Source organism: Streptococcus sp. 121 (assembly GCF_016458205.1).
Classification (GTDB): Bacteria; Bacillota; Bacilli; order Lactobacillales; family Streptococcaceae; genus Streptococcus.
Window position 1 is genome coordinate 1 of record NZ_JAEMED010000039.1, and the last position, 19,634, is coordinate 19,634.

Genomic DNA, 19,634 nt, shown 5'->3' on the forward strand with positions numbered 1-19,634 from the left:
ACAAACTGGCTAATGAGACGTGCTTCATGAGTTTCAGGGATATCCCAAGCAATAGATAGGTCAAGGCTGAGTTGATTTGTGTTATACTGTTTATACATTTTATTTCTTTCTAGTTATTTTGTGGTTATTATAATTATAAAGCATAAAATGAAAAAGGAGCAACTCTATTCTGGAATTGCTCACTTTTTTTATTTCTATAAGCTAGTTTTTGCCCAGCCTCTTTAGCGATAATATTCAACAGGTCTCCCAGACCTGTTGAACTATCTTCATCGGATTTCCTTTTCAGATTTCGAACTGTTTCGAGTATAAGTTGCTACCACAGAACGATTCAACTCCAGGTCCAATGCTATATCCATCGAATAAATCGGATCTAAAGACAAGGGCGGTGGCTCAGGAAGGTGATGTAGCTTGCTCTGGAACGAATGTGGGCAAGGTGGTGTCGCATCAGATTAGCGATAGATATCCTTGTCCTCCACTGCAAGTAGCCTCTTGCTGGCTTTTAGAGCAAGGCACGACTTTGCCCTAAGCGTGGATGTCTGTTTCTAATAACCTTTCCTTAGTTAGGATACATGGAGTTGTTAAGTCGAAAAGAAGAAAGGGACAGGATAGTACCCCTGATGTGATTTGAGAAATGGATTGGAATAGGAATCTTTATGGAGATCCTAAAGTCATCAAGCATAGAGTGCTCCTTGCGGGCTTCCTTGAGTAGTTGATATTAGATCAGTAGATTCTTTGTTATTTTAAATATTTGTGTTAGATTAGTTGTATTCAATCAGTTTTTGGACCTGTTACATGGTCCTAAATGAAGAAGGGCTGCTGTGTGATTCCAAACTTTTGGAAAATAGATTGTCTGTGGGGTATAAAAGGAAAGGGGATTTTTTCCTGGGTTAAGAAATAGGACTACTTTCCCCAAGGGCATCCGAGTTGAAAAAACTCATTGCGAGTATTGCACCGCCCTTTTAATGCATGAAGTTGTAAAGCTTATGGAGAAACAAATCTTACTTGTCAAGTGGAGGATTAAAGATGAAACGCTTATTGTCAACCTATGCTAGTGATATTGCAGCAATGAGCCCGCAGGATTTGAAACGGTCCATCAGGGCTAGTGAAGGTCGAATTGTGATGGGAGAGACGGTGGTCACAGCTGCTCCTTTGATTGCAGGTGTCAGCAATGCCGAGATGATGGCTGCTTTTAGCTGTGACCTGCTTGTTCTGAATGAACTGGATGTTTTTAAGCCAGAGATTGTCGGCTTCTATGATTGTCCCAATCCGATTGCGGAGCTTAAACGCTTAACTGGTCGGCCAATTGGGATTAACTTGGAGCCTGTGGATGGATCACAGGAGCTCTTGGAAAACCAAGTGGACCTGCCAGCCGGTCGTCTGGTTAGCCCCCAGAGTCTGCAACAAGCTCAAGAATTGGGCGTAGACTTTATTATGTTGACGGGCAACCCCGCAACGGGGGTTTCTCTGGCGGCTATTTCAGAAGCGATTGCCCTGACCAAACAACACTTCTCAGGCTTGGTGTTCGCTGGGAAGATGCACGGCGCTGGCCTGGGGGAAGCGGTCGTTGATGCTTCGGCACTCCTCGACTTTGTCCGCCTGGGAGCTGATGGGATCTTAGTACCGGCAGTTGGCACAGTTCCGGGCGTCCGTGAAGACCAGCTAGCACCGATCGTGGATCAGGTCAAAGCCCAAGGAGCCTTGGTCATTTCGACTATTGGAACCAGCCAGGAAAGTGCAGACAGCCAAACAGTCCGGGACTTTGCCCTCAGCAACAAACGCGTGGGCTCCGATATCCACCATATTGGGGATGGCTCATATGGCCGCATGCCAGACCCAGAGAATATTCTGGCCCTTTCCCTAGCGGTTCGGGGAAAACGGCACACCTATTTCAAAATGGGGCAGTCAGTTAGAAGGTAAAGCCGCTTTGAATTTAAAAAAAGTAAGGAAAATATCTTGACGACTTTCGCCATATTTGATAGTATGGAATACGGTATTGTTTACCCCATTTGAAAGGCCCCGGAACCTTCCAAATAACTCGTGGACCGGAACATCCACACTGTAAACAAAAACGAGATTGACTATAGGAGAAATCATGAACAAAACTACATACATGGCTAAGCCAGGTGAAGTTGAACGCAAATGGTACGTTGTTGACGCAACTGATGTCCCACTTGGACGTCTTTCTGCAGTGGTTGCTTCTGTTCTTCGTGGTAAGAACAAACCAACTTTCACACCTCACACGGATACTGGTGACTTCGTTATCGTTATCAACGCTGAGAAAGTGAAATTGACTGGTAAAAAAGCAACAGACAAAATCTACTACACTCACTCATTGTACCCAGGTGGATTGAAATCGATCTCTGCTGGTGAGTTGCGTTCTAAGAATGCTGTTCGCTTGATTGAAAAATCCGTTAAAGGCATGCTTCCACACAACACACTTGGACGTGCTCAAGGTATGAAATTGAAAGTATTTGTTGGTAGCGAACACACTCATGCTGCTCAACAACCAGAAGTTCTTGACATTTCAGGACTTATCTAAGGAAAGGAGCAGATGAAACTATGGCACAAGCACAATATGCAGGTACTGGTCGTCGTAAAAACGCTGTAGCGCGTGTACGTTTGGTTCCAGGTACTGGTAAAATCACAGTTAACAAAAAAGACGTTGAAGAGTACATCCCACACGCTGACCTTCGTTTGGTCATCAACCAACCATTTGCAGTCACTGCAACTGCTGGTTCTTACGACGTATTCGTAAACGTTAACGGTGGTGGTTACGCAGGTCAAGCCGGAGCTATCCGTCACGGTATCGCTCGTGCGCTTCTTGAAGTAGACCCAGACTTCCGCCAAAGCTTGAAACGCGCTGGACTTCTTACACGTGACGCTCGTATGGTTGAACGTAAGAAACCAGGTCTTAAGAAAGCACGTAAAGCTTCACAATTCTCAAAACGTTAATCGTTTGTTGGAGAAGACAGAACTCTCACATTTGTGGGGGTTCTTTTTTGCTATACAAAAACAAACCTAGGATGTTTCTATCCTATAATTTTGCTTTTCTAGATAAAAAGTGCTATAGTATGGAAAAGGAGGACGAAACCATGCAAATTAACATAGAAAATCTAGTTCCAATCACGGAAGCAAATCAGAATTTTTCCAAAGTAGCTAGACTGGTAGATAGCAATGGCACAGCTGTCATCTTGAAAAATAACAAGCCTAAGTATGTCCTAGTCGATTATAATACACTAGTTCAAGAGGAAGAAGCTGTTGTTGCAGATCAAGCGAGTGTGGATGAAGTTGCAAACTCTATTTTGTCTCGCCACCTAGATGCTTTTAAGGAATTGGCCAAATGAAGCAACTTTCAACGGATCAAATCGTAGGTCTGCATAGTCAACTTATTGCTGCCTCTGGTGGAACAGATGGAGTGCGAGATTTAGGTTTAGTTGAGTCAGCGGTTGCCAATGTTTTTGAGACCTATTTTGGGGTGGAGCAATATCCTTCAATTGAAGAAAAGGCAGCTAGACTTTGTTATTCGCTGATTAAAAATCACGGTTTTATTGATGGCAATAAACGAATTGGCATATTCGCTATGTTGGTTCTGCTAGAAATTAATGGTATTGTATTAGATTGTACAGACGAAGAACTAGTTGAATTAGGAGTTGGAGTAGCGAGTTCACAGCTAGGATATGATGATATTTTGGAATTTGTCAAGATTCAGGATTATGTTCGCTAAGGATTTACGGAAGGTGTTTGTGTTATACTCCCGAGTTTATCACTTTAAAAAAGACACAAGATAGCTAACCCCTTGGGGGACAAGGAGTTTGGCTGTCTTTTTTAATTATTTTCGTGTTGTATATGAACCTCTAGCATAATTTCTTAATTCCTCGAACTTCACAACTCCCTTTGTCCAGTCAATTCCAAGAAGCTTATTTAACTCCTGCATATTCGGACTCTCTTGAAGTCTGTAGTAATCATCTTGTAAACGAGTTGCTTTGGCACTATTCATGGCCTTATCCGCTACAACGACAATTCTCTCAATTCCAAATTGTTTTTTCACTTCCTCAACTGCTGGGAGATAGGTGACTGGATCTGTTTGATTTCCCCGAAAGAGCTTGTAGCTAATGGGGATGCCGTTTGTATCCATAAAGAGACCTAGTTGAACGATTGGCTTAGGTCGATGTTCTTTGCTTGGACCTCGTCTACGCAGGCCAACCTTGAGAACCTCCTCATCTTCAGAGATTTCTTCTTCGTCAGGAATATCGGTTTCAAAATAGTAGTTGGTCACATCGTAAAATACAAGGCGTCCTTCCCGATTGGTTAGGCGACTGATTTCTTGATGAAGATGGAGTTGGATATCCTACTTAATATCGTTTAACTTATCAAGTAGGCGATAAACTGCATTTAGGTTAATGTCCCAATCTCCAAATAAATCTTCTTGAGATTCAAAAGTCGCTAACTTACTGTCTGGTTTTAAAATTCGCTGGAAGACTTGGATGGATTAGGGATTATGCTATACTAGTCTTAAATTAACATATGTGTGAAAGGAGTAGGGTGATGGGGTCTCTAAAAATCAAACCGATTGAAAAAGAGGATATGCGCCAATTATGGCAGATTGGATTTGCGGTCGAAAATCCCGAATGGTCAAAGTGGAATGGTCCTTATTATGACGACTATAAGGCTTACACATTTGAGGAATTCTGCAATACCTTCTTTTTTATAATGAAGGGAAATATAAACAGGGAATCTATGTGGATGATGTTTTAGTGGGGATGCTGTTTCGTTATTGGGAGGATGAGAAAACCCGCTGGTTAGAGATTGGGATTGTGATTTACGACGAGAACTATTGGGGGAAAGGGTTTGGCACGCAAGCTTTAAGGGAATGGATCTCCGATACTTTTGATACCTTTGACATGATTGAACATATCGGTTTAACCACTTGGTCTGGCAATGAACGAATGATGAAATCTAGTGAGAAGTTAGGTCTGAAACAAGAAGCCCGGATTCGCAAAGTCCGATACTGGCAAGGTGTGTATTATGATAGTGTTAAATATGGTGTTCTGCGAGAAGAATGGGGAGTGAGAAAGAACTCATTAAGTTGAAACAGAGTTCGTTACAAGTCTTTATTTCAAGTTGTAAGCTGAAACGATTTATCCCCAAATCGACCTGCTCTTTTATTTTCGTGCTCGGGCTCAAACAGTCTATTCCCAGACTGTTTGTAGCCACCTCTGGTCTAAAGGCATGTTGAATGCCTTTAGAGTTTACAGATGAAATGAACGCAGTTCATGTCAATGTTGATTAGGTTGTTCTCGGAGGTCAAAGAGTCAGGAATTGCCTCTTTGAGTCAATAAAAGCGAACAATTGTTATTTGCTTCGCAAATCCTATCTGATACCTCAAACAGCCTTTTAGCTGTTTGACCGAATCAACCACTGCGTCAAAGTTATTTCTTAACATCATTGTGAGGAGTGTATTTATCCTCACGCGCCTTTTTGAATCCCTTTGCACAGCTTAACTCCTGAAATCATGCAACTTAGAGTTGCTTCAGGAGTTATTTTTTTGTACAACTAATTCTATATAGAAATTTCTTGACTTGGCTGGCCGCTTGTGTTAAAGTATTTCTATATCGAAGTAAAGAGGTGAGCAGATGGAAGAGTGGAAAGGTGGTTATCAAAACTTGCACATTCGTTTGTTAAACGGGCGTCTTTTTCAAAAATTATTAAGGAAAGAGAAAGAAGTTCGTTATCGAAGTGAGCAAGGAAAAATTTTATCAGTGCTCTGGCAGTGCGAGGATGGGAGGGCAACGGCTACGGATATTGCACTCCAAACGGGTTTGGCCAATAATACCCTAACTTCGATGATTAAAAAGTTAGTGGAGCAGGGCTTGGTGGAAGTTCGGCCTTGTGCGAATGATAAACGGAAAAAGTATGTGATCTTAACGGAACTAGGATGGTCACAAAAGGAGATTGGTGACCGGGTAAGTCGTGAGTTGGGAAACATCTTTTACCAAGGCTTCTCTCAACAGGAAATCCGAGATTTTGAGGCTTACCAAGAGCGTATCCTGGCGAATTTAATGTCAACAGAAGTATAGGACATGAAAGGAACGGAGCAATGACAATGATTGGAATTACGGGAGTGACAGGTCATTTAGGGGCTATTGCGGCGAAGCTAGTAGCTGCTGCAGGACACAAGGCGATTCATCTAGCCAGGAGTCCAGAAAAAGCTTCTCATCTCCCAGGGGCAGAGATTCGAAAGGTTCAATATGCCAATAGACCGGAGGTTGTAGCAGCCTTAACCGGGATTGATACACTCTTGTTTGTATCGGCACGTGAGAGTGAGGATCGGGTTGCGGAGCATAAGGCTTTTTTAGATGCGGCTAAGGCTGCGGGTGTTCGGCACATTGTTTATACCTCCTTTTACGGGGCTGCTGAGAATGCTACCTTTACCTTGGCGCGGGATCATGCCCAGACCGAGCGGTATATCAAAGATTTAGGTTTCACCTACACCTTCTTGCGGGACAATTTTTATTTAGAATTTTTCCGAGGTTTATTGGAGGAATATGGGGAAATTCGTGGTCCTGCGGGTCAAGGTCGAGTATCTGCGGTGGCACGTCAAGATACGGCAGAGGTTGCAGCTACAATCTTATTGAATGCCGATTCTTGGGCCAATCAAACCTTGAATCTAACGGGACCTGAAGACTTGTCCATGGAAGATGTCTTGCGTATTGGGGCAGAAGTCACTGGAGAGAACTACCAGTATATTGATGAAACCCTTGCGGAATCCTACGAATCTCGTAAGCAATGGCCGGCGCAACAGTGGGAATATGATTCCTGGGTTTCGACCTATACTGCCATCGCAGCGGGAGAGCAAGCGGGTCTTTCTTCAGATGTAGCGCGTGTCTTAGGTCGTCCGCCTAAGTCTTTGAAAGAAGTTTGGTTGAAGGAGCTTTATGATTAAATATGAAGGGGTGGCCCTCTCTTACCAGGATAAGAATGTCTTAAAAGGTGTTGATTTGGAAATCCAGTCGGGGGAATTTATCGTTCTGGTAGGACCGTCAGGTTCAGGGAAAACAACCTTATTGAAGATGCTGAATCGTTTGCTAGAACCTAGTGACGGGAATATCTATCGGGAAGGCAAACGGATCAAAGATTTTGATGAGCGAGCTTTGCGCTTATCTACAGGGTATGTCCTGCAGCAAATTGCCCTCTTTCCCAATCTAACAGTTGCGGAAAATATTGCTCTCATTCCCAAAATGAAAGGTTGGACTGCAGAGGCAATTCGTCTTCGGACAGAAGAATTATTAGCTAGAGTGGGATTGCCAGCTGAAGTCTATGCGACTCGGATGCCAAGTGAATTATCTGGTGGGGAGCAGCAACGTGTGGGAATTGTCCGGGCCATGATTGGCGAACCGGAAGTTTTACTGATGGATGAACCCTTCTCGGCTTTAGATGCCATATCCAGGAAACAACTCCAGATTTTGATTAAGGAGCTGCATCAGGAGTTCGGGATGACAACCATTTTTGTAACCCATGATACCGATGAAGCCTTACTTCTGGGGGATCGCATTGCAGTACTAGAGGCTGGGCAAATTCGCCAGTTTGCGACTCCAAAGGTGATCTTAGAGGAGCCTGCTACGGATTTTGTAGCGGATTTGTTTGGAGGTGCTGCCTATGCTTGATTTGGTCACTACCTTTCAGGAGCGGTCTGCTGAGTGGGTACAAGCCTTAGGGGAACACTTACAGCTCTCCCTTCTATCCTTGCTTCTAGCGATTTTGCTCTCCCTTCCACTAGCTTTTGGTTTGAAAGAAAACAAGCGTTTATCGGCTCTTGTTTTGCAGCTTGCTGGGATTTTTCAGACCATTCCTTCCATGGCCTTGCTGGGGCTCTTTATCCCACTCATGGGAATTGGAACTCTTCCAGCATTAACCGCCTTGGTCATCTATGCTCTGTTTCCGATTTTAGAAAATACAATAACAGGCTTAAATGGTGTTGATCCAAGTTTAGAAGAAGCTGGGCTAGCTTTTGGAATGACTAAGTGGGAGCGTCTGAAGACGTATCAGTTGCCTTTAGCCATGCCGGTTATCATGTCGGGAATTCGGACTTCAGGTGTGATGATTATCGGGACAGCAACGCTAGCGGCTCTGGTTGGTGCTGGAGGTCTGGGATCCTTTATTTTATTGGGGATTGATCGTCGAAATACCAGTCTTATCTTAATTGGGGCTCTATCAGCAGCTTTGTTGGCTATTCTTTTCAATCTATTGTTGAAGTGGATGGAGAAGGCTAAGTTAAGGACGATTGCGGCAGCCTTTGCAGCCCTTTTATTGGGAGTTGGAGTATCTTTGGGAACCACACTTCTTCCCAAACAGGAGGAGAAGACCCTAGTCATTGCGGGTAAACTCGGGCCTGAGCCTGAGATTCTGATGAATGCCTATAAACTTTTAATTGAAGAAAATTCAGAGCTACAAGTTGAGGTCAAACCCAATTTTGGAAAGACGGATTTTCTCTACCAGGCCTTAAAGAAAGGGGATATTGATATCTACCCTGAATTTACGGGGACGATCACGGGGAGTCTCTTGCGACCAGCACCAGAGTTGAGTCATGATCCGGAGCAGGTTTATGAGGCGGCGCGTGATGGGATTGCCAAACAGGATGACCTGGCCCTTCTAAAACCCATGGCCTATCAGAACACTTATGCTTTAGCGGTTCCGAGGGCCATTGCGGAGGAATATCAGCTGAAAACAATTTCAGATTTGAAGAGGGTAGAAGGGCGTCTTAAGGCCGGGTTTACCTTAGAATTTAATGATCGGGAGGATGGAAATAAGGGTCTGCAATCCTTATATGGCTTAAATTTAGATGTTGTGACCATGGAGCCAGCCTTGCGATACCAGGCGATTGCGTCTGGAGATATTCAGATCATTGATGCGTACTCTACGGATGCAGAGTTGGCTCAGTATGACCTGGTTGTTCTTGAAGATGATCGGCAGCTTTTCGCTCCTTATCAAGGGGCTCCTCTCATGCGTCAATCACTTTTGAAAGAATATCCTGAATTAGAGGGGATTCTGAATCAATTAGCTGGGAAAGTTACAGCAGATCAGATGAGTCGAATGAATTATGCAGTAGGCGTTGAAGGACGCGATGCCCGTAGTGTAGCTGAGGAATTCTTAAAAGAAGAAGGTTTGCTCAAGGAGTGATTAGGTTTATTGAATTCGGTAGAGGTTGTTTAAACGGATTAGATTTACCTTTGAAGAAAGTATAAAAAAATCCTCAATCCCGTTGATGAAATAGAAGGGATTGAGGATTTTTACAGATTGGTTTAGTAGTGGTCTTTGCAGGGACAAATATAGATGGAGGTGTCATCAACCTGATAGATAATGCGGTGTTCTTCTGAAATCCGTCTAGATCATTATCCCGCTAAATCGTGTCGGAGCGGTTCAGGTTTGCCGATGCCTGTAAATGGGTGCCTGTCAATATCTTTTATCAATCGGTTGATTTTTTTAATGGTCGCTTTATTTCCTTGTTCATACCAGTAAAAATAGTCATCCCAAGCTTCATCAGACCATGCCTTATTCATCGGCCACCTCCAATAATTCATGAGTTTGAAAGTCCCCTATTTGGAATTGGTGGTCACCTTTTCGAATTTTATTCATGAGATAATTGTTGGACTGGATACGTAAGGTTTCCTGCATGCTATCATAGTCGCGCTTCGATAGAACGACAACGGTATCCTCAACATTTTTTGAAGTGACAATGAGTGGTTCAGCATCCTCGTTAACTTGACGTATATATTGTTTCAAATTTTGACGAAAGTTTGAATAAGTAACAGCTTCCATGACGTTCTCACCTCCTCGTTAATATTGTACGATATATTGTACCAAAAATCCTTGGTTGTTTTAAGAAAAAATAGGGACCAAAGATGTAGAATGGATTTAAGATTTAGGATATCACAATTGGTAGTGGATTGACTTCATATATGGAAATTATTTCTAGTTAATTAGAAATTAAATTTTAAAACAACCATTATTTCCAATTGATTGGAAATAATGGTTGTTTTTGGTATACTCTTAGAGAGGTGGTTCAATGAAATGGATAGATAGACCAGAATATGTCGCTTTTTTAAATCGACATCGGGATCGACAGGTCATTAAGGTAATCAGTGGCGTAAGACGGGCTGGTAAGTCGGTTCTTTTTCAGCTTTTTCGGCAAGAGCTGATTCAGTCAGGTGTGGCGGAAAGTCAAATTCTAGTGATTAATTTTGAAGATCTTCGCTATTATGATTTGAGAAATTTTCAGGCTCTGAATCGGTATTTAGAGGAGCAGCTTCAAACTCCAGAAACCTACTATATTTTTTTAGATGAAATCCAGCATGTGGATCAGTTTGAGTTGGTTGCGGATAGCTTATTTATCAAGCCGAATGTTGATTTATATTTGACAGGTTCTAACGCTCGTTTCATGAGCAGTGATTTGGCAACGAATTTAACGGGTCGATATGTTCAGTTAGAAGTTCTCCCCCTATCCTTTTCAGAATATGTAGCTGGGCGGAGGGAGGAAGGTTTGTCGCAAAGTCAGCTGTTCAATGACTATTTGTTTAGCGCTTTTCCTTATTTGTTGCAAACAGAGAGTTATCGCGAGCGTATCGAGTACTTACAAGGTCTCTATTCCACGATCTTGTTGAATGATGTGTTGCCTAGGGCCGGTGCAGCTAGCCCAGATTTATTAGAACGCTTAGTACGGACGCTTCTCAGTAGCATGGGGAGTCCAATTTCTACGAATAAAATTCGGAATACCTTGGTTAGTCAAGGAGTCAAAGTATCCAATACCACCTTAGAAGGCTACCTGGATGCTTTGTTGGATTCCTTATTGTTCTACGCTGTCCCTCGGTTTGATGTCAAAGGGCGAACCCTTTTGCAAAGACTAGAGAAATTTTACTGCGTTGACCTTGGTTTTCGCCAATTGCTCCTACCAGATCACCAAGAAGATTTAGGGCATATGATTGAATCGATTGTTTATTTGGAATTAAGACGGCGTTTTTCTAAAGTATATGTCGGAAATATAGGTAAATACGAAGTGGATTTTATTGTTGTGACCGACACAGGAGCTTATCAGTACTTTCAGGTGAGTCTGTCGACTCTAGATCCTGCGACACTTGAGCGTGAACTTCGTCCATTGCAAGCCATCAAGGACCAGTATCCTAAATATCTTCTAACATTGGATCAAATCCAGCCAGAAGCTAATTATGATGGGATTCAAAAGAAGGCGCTCCTGAATTGGTTATTAGAAGAGTCCTAGAGATTTGTAGAAGGGAAATCAAAAATGGATTTAGAACGCTATCATCAGTTGGCTTTGCAGAAGCAAAAAGAGCATCGAAAGTTCCTCGCGGGGCTTAAGAAAAAACCTCCTAAACAGTTAGATAAACTTAGCCAGGAAATTCATGCAGAAGTGTTTGAGGAGATTGATTGTATCCAGTGTGCCAACTGCTGTCGTCATTTAGGTCCTCTTTTGACAGAGGCAGACATCACGCGCATTTCCAAAACGTTTCGCATGAAATTATCTGCCTTTGAGGAGGCTTTTCTGCGCGTGGATGAAGATGGTGATAAGGTCTTTCAATCCATGCCCTGTCCGTTTATCGGCGAGGACAATCTCTGCTCTATCTACGATGTTCGTCCTAAAGCCTGCCGTGAATTTCCGCATACAGACCGTAAAAAGATTTATCAAATCAACCATCTTACCATCCAAAACACCCTCATCTGCCCAGCAGCCTATCTCTTTGTAGAAAAATTACAAGAACAGCTGAAATAATATCCATTCTATTTTAAAATCAGACCTCCCCTCAGCTATCCCGTAAAAGCTGAGGGGAGGTTTTGTATCTATTTTATTGGTGCGGTTTCAGAAATTTTCAAGGAAAATATCAAATTCAGGTAAAACTAAGTCAACATATCCACGTTGTGGCTGAAAGACAAGTCCTTTATCTATAAGTCTATACTTATATGTATTAATAAGGTTTTTATCCCATTTCGTTTCTTTAATCAGATCTGCTATCTTTGTTTCTGATTTGATTGCTTTTAAGAAGATTTCATCCTTCTCTGAAAGTCGTTGTTTGATTAGTCGATAGGCATTTTTTCCAAGCAAATATCGAAAATCTGGAATAATTTCATCGATATCGTTGATGGTTGTAGATTCTTTCTCATACATTAATTGACCTAGTAATTGAAAAGCATAGGCATATCCTTTGGTTTTCTCTGCAGCATAACCAGCAACAGAACGGTCGAGTGATAGATGTTTGATATAAGCCTCTTCGATATCATCAATGGTGAGAGGAGAGAGTTCAATTATATTTGAGCGTAGTAGGAAAGTTAAAATTTTATCGGTAATAACTTCATTAATATCTTCCGGAAGACCTGTTGAAACAATGCTAATAGGAAGGTCTTTACGGATAAGGAGCTGAAAAAGTGAGTACAACTCTCTAATACCATTAGAACTAGAAATTTCATCGATTAAAACGACAACTTTCCGATTAGCATTTTGACAAATAGTCAATAGGTCAATTAATTGTTGTTGATTTGTAGTATTTTGAGACTGGACATTCTCAATGGTTAGTCCCAATACACTAAAGTTTTTAACTTGTATAGAATTGCTCAGTGTAATTTCTCTATTAACCTTATTGCTTAATTCTGCAATCAACTCGGACACAATGGAAGGGGTGTTAATCAGTGTGATGGGAATCCAGTGTTCAGGTAGTTCATTTTCTAACTTCGTGATAAAGGTGGTTTTTCCTGAACCTCGAACTCCTGTAATGATAGTAGATTGTGCATCGGAGTAAGGGTTGTCGAGATTTTTTAACAGATTCTCAAATTCCTGGTTTCTGTTCAAAAAAACTTTAGGTAATTTACCAAATATAGTCGTGAATGGTGTCATAGCATCTCCTATATATTGGTATATACTTTTATATTTCCTTATATACTCGTATATACTTTTTATTTCCATTATACACTCGTATATACTTTTTGTCAAAATTTCCTTAAACTATTCCACAAATGTAAAAGGCTCCAGTAATTCCGGAGCCCTTATAGGAGATTATGATGTCCGCTCGCTCTGTGATACGGAGTGAGCTAGAGCGGCGGATACCGAGCAAAGCGAGGTAAAAAAGCGCTCTGCGCTTTACCGCTCCCCAATAATCTCCCCGGCAAGTCAAATAATTGCCATTCCTAAACAAGTAAAAGGCTCCAGTAATTCCGGAGCCCTTATAGGAGATTATGATGTCCGCTCGCTCTGTGACACGGAGTGGGCTAGAGCGACGGATACCGAGCTTGCAAGGTAAAAAAGCGCTCTGCGCTTTACCGCTCCCCAATAATCTCCCCGGCAAGTCAAACAATATCCGTTCCTAAACAAGTAAAAGGCCCCAGTAATTCCGGAGCCCTTATAGGAGATTATGATGTCCGTTCGCTCTGTGACACGGAGTGGGCTAGAGCGACGGATACCGAGCTTGCGAGGTAAAAAAGTGCTCTGCGCTTTACCGCTCCCCAATAATCTCCCCGGCAAGTCAAACAATATCCGTTCCTAAACAAGTAAAAGGCCCCAGTAATTCCGGAGCCCTTATAGGAGATTATGATGTCCGCTCGCTCTGTGACACGGAGTGAGCTAGAGCGACGGATGCCGAGCAAAGCGAGGTAAAAAAGTGGAAGCATAGTGCCCCACTTCACCTTGTCTCAATAATCTCCCCAGTGTTCTCATTCCCACAACATTTGCCAAAAGTAAAAGGCCTCATTAGAACTGAGGCCCTTATAGGAGATTATGATGTCCGTTCGCTCTGTGACACGGAGTGAGCTAGAGCGACGGATGCCGAGCAAAGCGAGGTAAAAAAGTGGAAGCATAGCTCCCCACTTCACCTTGTCTCAATAATCTCCCCAGTGTTCTCATTCCCACAACATTTGCCAAAAGTAAAAGGCCTCATTAGAACTGAGGCCCTTATAGGAGATTATTATGAAAAAGAAAAGTTTTAGGAGTCGTTGAGGTCTTCCTCAACTATGGAATAAGTATACCGTTCTTTCCTTAAACGAAACTTATAGTTTCAAAAAATTTATTCGTCTGTGAGTTGGTCGTGGGGATAGCGTTCGTAGAAGTGGACTTTTAGGAGGATGAGGCGTTCCAGATCACGGAAGATTTGCAGGAGCATAGAGCGGGATTCGAATTCTTCGCGACTCTTTGGGAGTGGCCGTTGGCGAAAAGCTTCTAGGTATTGGTCAATCCGATCAATCAGATGAACTGGGGTGGATTTGTCTTCCAGTTGTTGGGCGGTGTCCTTGAAGAGTTGGGCCAGAATCAGGCTCTCCTCCGCAGAAAAGTGGCAGTGGTTGATGTCCTCGACCATTTGTTGGAGGTAGTAACATTGTTCCAAACGCATTTCAAAGTAATGCACTTCGTAGTCAGTTCGCTGAAAAAGTTGGTTGGATTGGTCACGGTAAACCAGCTCAAGGGCTGCTTGGATCTCCCTTTCCAATTGTTGGGTACGGAAAGTCTCCTCACTTGCCTCTCCGGTCGAGAGGATATGGTGGAAGCGCAGGAGTATGCCTTTGAAGAGGAATTCGACCCGGTCCTTTGCGGCGATGATTTCTTTTTGGTGGGAAGGCATATAGACATTGGCCAAGAGAGCCAGGCTAACCCCGATTGCGAAAAGGCCGATTTCATTTAGGATGACGGGTAGGGCCAAGCTTCCGGTATCGAGGAGGTGAAAAACTCCAACTGTGGAGACGGATAAGCCGATGTCCCATTCGTATTTATAGGCCATGGGAATGTAGATAGCCATGGTTAGTCCAAAGGCCCAAATGTTAAGTCCGAATAGACTGAAACAGACAATAGCCGCAAGCATGGCTGAGGTCATACTTAAAACACGCCGTTTAGCGGTAAGGAGTGTTGAGCGTCGCGTATCTAATAAACTGAGCAAACCAATAATCCCCGCAGATGACGGATAGTTAAGCCCGAAAAAGGTGGCCAGTTGGACGGCTAACCAGATGACCAAGACAACTTTAACACTTTTTTGAAAAATGGACATGGGGCCTCCTTGATTTTTTCTAATTTTAGTGTATCATATACCTAACTTTAGTAGAGGTCCTGAGGGCTTGAGAATGAAGGAGAAACTATGAAAAAAGACTTTATCCATCAGCAAGAAGAAATTTCCTTTGTCAAAAACACCTTTACCCAATACCTACAAGACAAATTAGAAATCGTTGAGGTGCAAGGTCCGATTTTGTCTCGTGTTGGGGACGGAATGCAGGACAACTTGTCTGGCATTGAGCATCCAGTAGAAGTGCATGTGAAGTTGATTCCAGAAGCAACTTATGAAGTGGTTCATTCCTTGGCTAAGTGGAAACGACACACCTTGGCTCGCTTTGGTTTTAATGAGGGAGAAGGTCTCTTTGTTCATATGAAGGCTCTGCGTCCGGATGAGGATTCCTTAGACCCAACTCATTCTGTCTATGTCGACCAGTGGGACTGGGAAAAGGTGATTCCAGATGGTCAACGGAATTTAGCTTATCTGAAGGATACAGTTGAAAAAATCTACAAGGCGATCCGCCTAACAGAATTGGCCGTAGAGGCCCGGTACGATATCGAAGCCATTTTGCCCAAACAGATTACCTTTGTGCATACAGAGGAGCTGGTCAACCTTTATCCCGACTTAAGTCCAAAAGAAAGAGAAAATGCGATTGCTAAGGAGTATGGGGCGGTCTTTCTGATTGGGATTGGAGGCGTGCTAGCGGATGGACAGCCGCATGACGGCCGCGCACCGGACTATGACGACTGGACAACGGAGACTGAGAATGGCTATAAGGGCTTGAATGGGGATATTCTGGTCTGGAATGACCAATTGGGTTCTGCCTTTGAACTCTCTTCCATGGGAATCCGGGTGGATGAAGATGCGCTCAAGCGCCAAGTGGCCATTACGGGTGATGAAGAGCGCTTAGAATTCGATTGGCATAAAACCCTGCTTCGTGGTTTCTTCCCGCTATCAATTGGTGGAGGGATTGGCCAATCTCGTTTAGCCATGTTCCTCTTGCGGAAAAAACATATTGGAGAAGTTCAATCCAGTGTCTGGCCACAAGACGTCTATGATAGCTTTGACAATATCCTCTAAACGGATGGTGTATTTATGGAACGACATCCTGCTAAAGGCACTCGCATGGTTAAGTCCATGGGTTGGGAAAATGGCATCATGGAAGTTGAATATGTCAGCGGTCTGATTCATCAGTACCATGATGTCACGGAAGACCAATTCATTCGAGCGGGTACTGGAAATAGTGATAAAAAAGTCCGCCTGATTGGTAAAAGTCATCGGTTTACTCGGGTGGAGGAAAAAGAAGCGTAAAAAGGTCGAGTTTTCACACTCGGCCTTTTTTAAGGGGTCAAGGTTTGGAAAAAGAGAATTACCAGGCGAAAGCATTGGTTGGTGCCAGCAAGGCTTCTAGGTAATCGCTGGCTGGGCAAAGGGTGACGGAGATACCGGCCATATCGAGGCTGGTCATGAACCGACCGTTTTTAATGAGAGTCGGATGGATTCCTTGGATGTCTAGCAGTTGGAGGAGGTCATGGGTAAAGACCCCCATCTCTAATTCACTGGTAGTTCCTAAATTATTGATGAGCAGAATATAGGAATCTCCTGTTTTCCAATGAAAGTGAAGTCGGAGTTTGTTGAGAATCTCGTTGGCTAGTTGTTCTGAACTCTCAAATGGTTCCAGACGGTAGCCTTCTTCCCCATGGATACCAATTCCATAGGAAATATAATTTTCTGGTATTGTGAAAGTATTTCGTGTTTTTTCAAAGAGTGTGCTTGTTTTAGAGGCAAAACCAATGGTGGCAATTTGACTGGATAGAGTCAAGCCTAAGTTTTCAAGTTCTTGTAAGTTTGCCCCAGCCTGTGCCGCGTGTCCCAGAATTTTATGAAGAAGAATGGTTCCAGCGAGTCCTCTACCTCTGATTTGGTATTTTTGTTTGTTTTCAATGGAGATGTCATCGTGGGAGAGGATGTAGGAAACTTGGTGTCCATCTTGCCGAGCTTCTTGGATGGCACTTCGGAATTCAAGAAGGTCAGCAGGGAAATTTTTGATAATAATAAAAACACCTTGTCCTTGGTCCAAGAAACGGATAGCTTTGAGGATTTCTACTTTTTTGGGAGGTGTGAAGAGTTGTCCATAAAGAGCTCCTGTCAACATTCCGTCTCCGACATATCCCATGTGAGCTGGTTCATGCCCGGAACCACCACCGGATAGAATCGGGATGATGTGTGGGTTCCTCTCTTTCAGATAGACGAGGGGTAAGTGAGGGTGCTTGGTTAAGTGTGGGTGCAAGGCAAGGCTTGCTTCGACATAGGCCGGAATGGATTGGGCTGTTTGATTTTGTATAGAAGTCATAATCTTCTCCTATTTTAGTCCAGTGATTTCTGCTAAGATGTGGTCTGGATGGGGCTTGGGGATTTGGTGCTGGACTACTTGTTTGATGGTTTCGGCCAAGGCCCGGGCTTGATAGTTTTTGTGAAAATCAAGAAAGGATGGGTCCTCAACTAGACTAGGATGAGTAGGGTACTCATTGAGAATTTTTCCTACCATTAGTTGGCAGTAGTCTATGAAGTAGGCATAAAAATTGTTTTGACCTTGAATTTCAAAGGCTTTTTGGTAAAAGATTGCCTCCTCTTCTAGATAGTGAAACACTTCTTGGATGAGATGTCTCCCAGAAATGAAATCCAAATTGTCTGCGATTTGTTCTTTCAAGTCATTTTGGAAAATCCAATCGAGGAGTTGGTACTTATCCAGAAAATGGTTATAAAAAGTTTGCCGACGAATACCAGCTCGATCCATGATGGTTACAACGGATAGTTTATCAAAATCATTTTCTGCTAATAGTTCTTTAAAGGCTTTTGCGATGCGTTTTTTCGTAATCAGAGATGATGCCATAGGATACCTCACTTCTTCCTACTATTATTCTAGCAAAGATCCTTTTCGTACAGGGACAGTTTTCTTGTTTTGTCCCTTATCTTTTTTGCATTTTAAAATTATAATAAAGGGGAGAAAATAAAGGAGGCTTAGCTGATGAAAAAAATTATCAATGATCCACGGGCAGTAGTAGAAGAGATGATTCAAGGCTTGGTAGCAGTTCATCCGGAGATTCTACACCGGCATGAAGACTTTCAAGTGTTAGTAAGGAGTGCGGAAAAATCAGGGCGTGTTGGATTGATTTCAGGAGGAGGCTCTGGTCATGAACCTTCGCATGCTGGTTTTGTTGGTCAAGGGATGTTGTCCGCTGCGGTTTGTGGGGCTGTCTTCACATCCCCAACTCCAGATCAAATTTTGGAAGCTATCAAAGCTGCGGATGAAGGTGCCGGCGTCTTTATGGTCATTAAAAACTACTCTGGTGATATTATGAATTTCGAAATGGCTCAAGAGCTAGCAGAAATGGAGGGAATCCAGGTTGCTAGTGTGGTAGTGGATGATGATATCGCTGTCGAAAATAGTTTATATACGCAGGGGCGTCGGGGAGTAGCTGGGACAATTCTGGTTCATAAAATTTTGGGCCATGCAGCTCGTCAAGGTCAGAGTTTGGACGAAATCAAAGAACTAGCAGATCGAATTGTGCCCCAGATCAAAACCATTGGTCTAGCTTTATCGGGAGCAACGCTGCCAGAAGTAGGGAAACCAGGATTTGTTTTAGAGGATGATGAGTTTGAATACGGGGTCGGCATTCATGGAGAACCCGGTTATCGTAAGGAGAAGTTGAAACCATCAGCGGACTTGGCTCAAGAATTGGTTGAAAAGTTATTGGAAGATTTTCAAGCGGAAGCAGGGCAAGAATTTGCCTTATTGATCAATGGTCTAGGGTCAACCCCCTTGATGGAGCAGTATATTTTTGCCAATGATGTGATGAAGCTTTTGGAAGCCAAAGGGGTGCGTGTTCCCTTCCGTAAACTCGGAGATTATATGACTTCCTTGGACATGGCAGGTCTTTCGTTGACCCTGATGCGTCTTGAAAATGCACAAGATTTAGAGGCTTTGGTGAGTCCGGTTGAAACCATTGCCTGGTAGTACTCATTAAATTTCAAAAATTGATTTTGTCAAGCCCTTGTGATGAACTGATTGAGAGTGGGGTAGAACTAATTTTATTAAAAATTAGTTCGTAGCCCCACCTCCGCACAGTTGATTCGGTTGTTTTCGGAGGTATAGTCTTTTAGATTATAAACTGTATGTGGTATACTATTCCTATGGCATACGGAATTGATTTTAGAAAACGTGTCCTTGAATATGTTAAAGAGGGACATACACGTAAAGAAACAGCAGCTTTATTTAATATTAGCACCAACACTTTATACAGTTGGGAAAAGCAAGAGCGAGAACTCGGTCACTTAGAACGTAAAAAGCGTGTTGCTAAATCCAGAAAAATACCTTTAGATAAATTACAAGAATTTGTAGAAGAACATCCAGACGCTTTTTTAAGGGAAATTGCAGAACATTTTTCTTGCAGTATTCCTTCTGTTTGGTCTGCCTTAAAACAAATAAACATCACTTTAAAAAAAAGATAACGAGCTACAAAGAACAAGATGCAAAGAAGGTTCGACAATATCTTGAATCACTAGCAGCTTTGAAAGGCTTTCCAATTGTCTATATTGATG

22 protein-coding genes and 2 pseudogenes are annotated in these 19,634 nt (G+C 42.8%); 17 read left to right on the forward strand and 7 right to left on the reverse strand.

All coding sequences use genetic code 11. The annotated features are described in order from the left end of the window. The first annotated feature begins 1,023 nt into the window (after window positions 1-1,023). The 5 genes from JEQ21_RS07845 (at window position 1,024) to JEQ21_RS07865 (ending at window position 3,724) form a co-directional block, all read left to right on the forward strand. The gene (locus tag JEQ21_RS07845) at window positions 1,024-1,917 is read left to right on the forward strand and encodes a DUF7916 family protein (RefSeq protein ID WP_199364824.1); all 894 of its coding nucleotides are present in this window, start codon (window positions 1,024-1,026) and stop codon (window positions 1,915-1,917) included. Between the two features lie 175 nt (window positions 1,918-2,092). After that, window positions 2,093-2,539: a 50S ribosomal protein L13 gene (gene rplM, locus JEQ21_RS07850; RefSeq protein WP_135038122.1), complete on the forward strand. Its 447-nt coding sequence runs from the start codon at window positions 2,093-2,095 to the stop codon at window positions 2,537-2,539. A 20-nt stretch (window positions 2,540-2,559) separates the two neighbouring features. Then, window positions 2,560-2,952 (forward strand): 30S ribosomal protein S9, encoded by a 393-nt coding sequence (gene rpsI / locus JEQ21_RS07855; protein ID WP_135038120.1) that lies wholly within the window; start codon window positions 2,560-2,562, stop codon window positions 2,950-2,952. Window positions 2,953-3,092: 140 nt separating this feature from the next. After that, window positions 3,093-3,344, forward strand: coding sequence for a type II toxin-antitoxin system Phd/YefM family antitoxin (locus JEQ21_RS07860; RefSeq protein ID WP_199364826.1), 252 nt, complete (start codon window positions 3,093-3,095; stop codon window positions 3,342-3,344). Next, window positions 3,341-3,724, forward strand: a complete 384-nt coding sequence (locus JEQ21_RS07865) for a type II toxin-antitoxin system death-on-curing family toxin (protein WP_199364828.1) — start codon at window positions 3,341-3,343, stop codon at window positions 3,722-3,724. Before JEQ21_RS07860 ends, JEQ21_RS07865 begins: the two co-directional genes overlap by 4 nt. A gap of 264 nt (window positions 3,725-3,988) precedes the next feature. Here JEQ21_RS07865 and JEQ21_RS07870 read toward each other — a convergent pair. Beyond that, window positions 3,989-4,480 (reverse strand): annotated as a pseudogene (locus tag JEQ21_RS07870) (IS1634 family transposase); the annotation flags it as partial. Window positions 4,481-4,545: 65 nt separating this feature from the next. Between JEQ21_RS07870 and JEQ21_RS09995 the strand changes: the two are divergent. The 6 genes from JEQ21_RS09995 to JEQ21_RS07895 all read left to right on the forward strand — a co-directional run bounded on the left by JEQ21_RS09995 (window position 4,546) and on the right by JEQ21_RS07895 (window position 9,177). Next, window positions 4,546-4,755, forward strand: coding sequence for a hypothetical protein (locus tag JEQ21_RS09995; protein ID WP_233340823.1), 210 nt, complete (start codon window positions 4,546-4,548; stop codon window positions 4,753-4,755). A gap of 5 nt (window positions 4,756-4,760) precedes the next feature. After that, window positions 4,761-5,090, forward strand: a complete 330-nt coding sequence (locus tag JEQ21_RS10000) for a GNAT family N-acetyltransferase (RefSeq protein WP_233340825.1) — start codon at window positions 4,761-4,763, stop codon at window positions 5,088-5,090. Window positions 5,091-5,633: 543 nt separating this feature from the next. Continuing rightward, the gene (locus JEQ21_RS07880) at window positions 5,634-6,077 is read left to right on the forward strand and encodes a MarR family winged helix-turn-helix transcriptional regulator (protein ID WP_199364837.1); all 444 of its coding nucleotides are present in this window, start codon (window positions 5,634-5,636) and stop codon (window positions 6,075-6,077) included. Window positions 6,078-6,103: 26 nt separating this feature from the next. Next, window positions 6,104-6,943, forward strand: a complete 840-nt coding sequence (locus JEQ21_RS07885; RefSeq protein WP_199364862.1) for an SDR family oxidoreductase — start codon at window positions 6,104-6,106, stop codon at window positions 6,941-6,943. After that, window positions 6,936-7,664 (forward strand): ATP-binding cassette domain-containing protein, encoded by a 729-nt coding sequence (locus JEQ21_RS07890; protein WP_199364839.1) that lies wholly within the window; start codon window positions 6,936-6,938, stop codon window positions 7,662-7,664. Before JEQ21_RS07885 ends, JEQ21_RS07890 begins: the two co-directional genes overlap by 8 nt. Continuing rightward, on the forward strand, window positions 7,657-9,177 hold the full coding sequence (locus JEQ21_RS07895; RefSeq protein WP_199364841.1) for an ABC transporter permease/substrate-binding protein: 1,521 nt from the start codon (window positions 7,657-7,659) through the stop codon (window positions 9,175-9,177). The genes JEQ21_RS07890 and JEQ21_RS07895 overlap by 8 nt, the downstream gene beginning before the upstream one ends. A 122-nt stretch (window positions 9,178-9,299) precedes the next feature. Here the strand turns inward: JEQ21_RS07895 and JEQ21_RS07900 are convergent. Together JEQ21_RS07900 and JEQ21_RS07905 are read right to left on the reverse strand one after the other, a co-directional pair. Further along, window positions 9,300-9,557: pseudogene (locus tag JEQ21_RS07900) on the reverse strand (Txe/YoeB family addiction module toxin). Next, window positions 9,550-9,816, reverse strand: a complete 267-nt coding sequence (locus tag JEQ21_RS07905) for a type II toxin-antitoxin system Phd/YefM family antitoxin (protein ID WP_199364843.1) — start codon at window positions 9,814-9,816, stop codon at window positions 9,550-9,552. The pseudogene JEQ21_RS07900 and the gene JEQ21_RS07905 overlap by 8 nt, the downstream one beginning before the upstream one ends. A 247-nt stretch (window positions 9,817-10,063) precedes the next feature. Between JEQ21_RS07905 and JEQ21_RS07910 the strand changes: the two genes are divergently transcribed. Beyond that, a complete protein-coding gene (locus JEQ21_RS07910; protein WP_199364845.1) occupies window positions 10,064-11,272 on the forward strand; it encodes an ATP-binding protein in 1,209 nt (402 codons plus the stop codon). A gap of 24 nt (window positions 11,273-11,296) precedes the next feature. Continuing rightward, complete coding sequence (locus JEQ21_RS07915; RefSeq protein ID WP_199364847.1) at window positions 11,297-11,782, forward strand: YkgJ family cysteine cluster protein; 486 nt, start codon at window positions 11,297-11,299, stop codon at window positions 11,780-11,782. A gap of 87 nt (window positions 11,783-11,869) precedes the next feature. Here JEQ21_RS07915 and JEQ21_RS07920 read toward each other — a convergent pair whose 3' ends face one another. Together JEQ21_RS07920 and JEQ21_RS07925 are read right to left on the reverse strand one after the other, a co-directional pair. Continuing rightward, window positions 11,870-12,898, reverse strand: coding sequence for an AAA family ATPase (locus JEQ21_RS07920; protein ID WP_199364849.1), 1,029 nt, complete (start codon window positions 12,896-12,898; stop codon window positions 11,870-11,872). A 1,162-nt stretch (window positions 12,899-14,060) separates the two neighbouring features. Next, window positions 14,061-15,032, reverse strand: a complete 972-nt coding sequence (locus JEQ21_RS07925; protein WP_199364851.1) for an aromatic acid exporter family protein — start codon at window positions 15,030-15,032, stop codon at window positions 14,061-14,063. An 87-nt stretch (window positions 15,033-15,119) separates the two neighbouring features. On the opposite strand from JEQ21_RS07925, the gene asnA reads away from it, so the two are divergent. After that, on the forward strand, window positions 15,120-16,112 hold the full coding sequence (gene asnA / locus JEQ21_RS07930; protein ID WP_199364853.1) for an aspartate--ammonia ligase: 993 nt from the start codon (window positions 15,120-15,122) through the stop codon (window positions 16,110-16,112). 15 nt (window positions 16,113-16,127) lie between these two features. Beyond that, window positions 16,128-16,343 (forward strand): hypothetical protein, encoded by a 216-nt coding sequence (locus JEQ21_RS07935; protein ID WP_196091051.1) that lies wholly within the window; start codon window positions 16,128-16,130, stop codon window positions 16,341-16,343. 58 nt (window positions 16,344-16,401) lie between these two features. Here JEQ21_RS07935 and dhaQ read toward each other — a convergent pair whose 3' ends face one another. Together dhaQ and dhaS are read right to left on the reverse strand one after the other, a co-directional pair. Further along, window positions 16,402-17,385 carry a DhaKLM operon coactivator DhaQ gene (gene dhaQ / locus JEQ21_RS07940; protein WP_199364855.1) on the reverse strand — a complete coding sequence of 328 codons (984 nt, stop codon included), beginning with the start codon at window positions 17,383-17,385 and terminating at the stop codon, window positions 16,402-16,404. 9 nt (window positions 17,386-17,394) lie between these two features. After that, window positions 17,395-17,925 carry a dihydroxyacetone kinase transcriptional activator DhaS gene (gene dhaS, locus JEQ21_RS07945; RefSeq protein WP_199364858.1) on the reverse strand — a complete coding sequence of 177 codons (531 nt, stop codon included), beginning with the start codon at window positions 17,923-17,925 and terminating at the stop codon, window positions 17,395-17,397. Between the two features lie 135 nt (window positions 17,926-18,060). Between dhaS and dhaK the strand changes: the two genes are divergently transcribed. After that, entirely contained in the window at window positions 18,061-19,050 is a 990-nt protein-coding gene (dhaK, locus tag JEQ21_RS07950; RefSeq protein ID WP_199364860.1) for a dihydroxyacetone kinase subunit DhaK, read from the forward strand. 176 nt (window positions 19,051-19,226) lie between these two features. Then, window positions 19,227-19,544, forward strand: a complete 318-nt coding sequence (locus JEQ21_RS07955) for an IS630 transposase-related protein (protein WP_196091182.1) — start codon at window positions 19,227-19,229, stop codon at window positions 19,542-19,544. The last annotated feature ends 90 nt before the right edge of the window (window positions 19,545-19,634 follow it).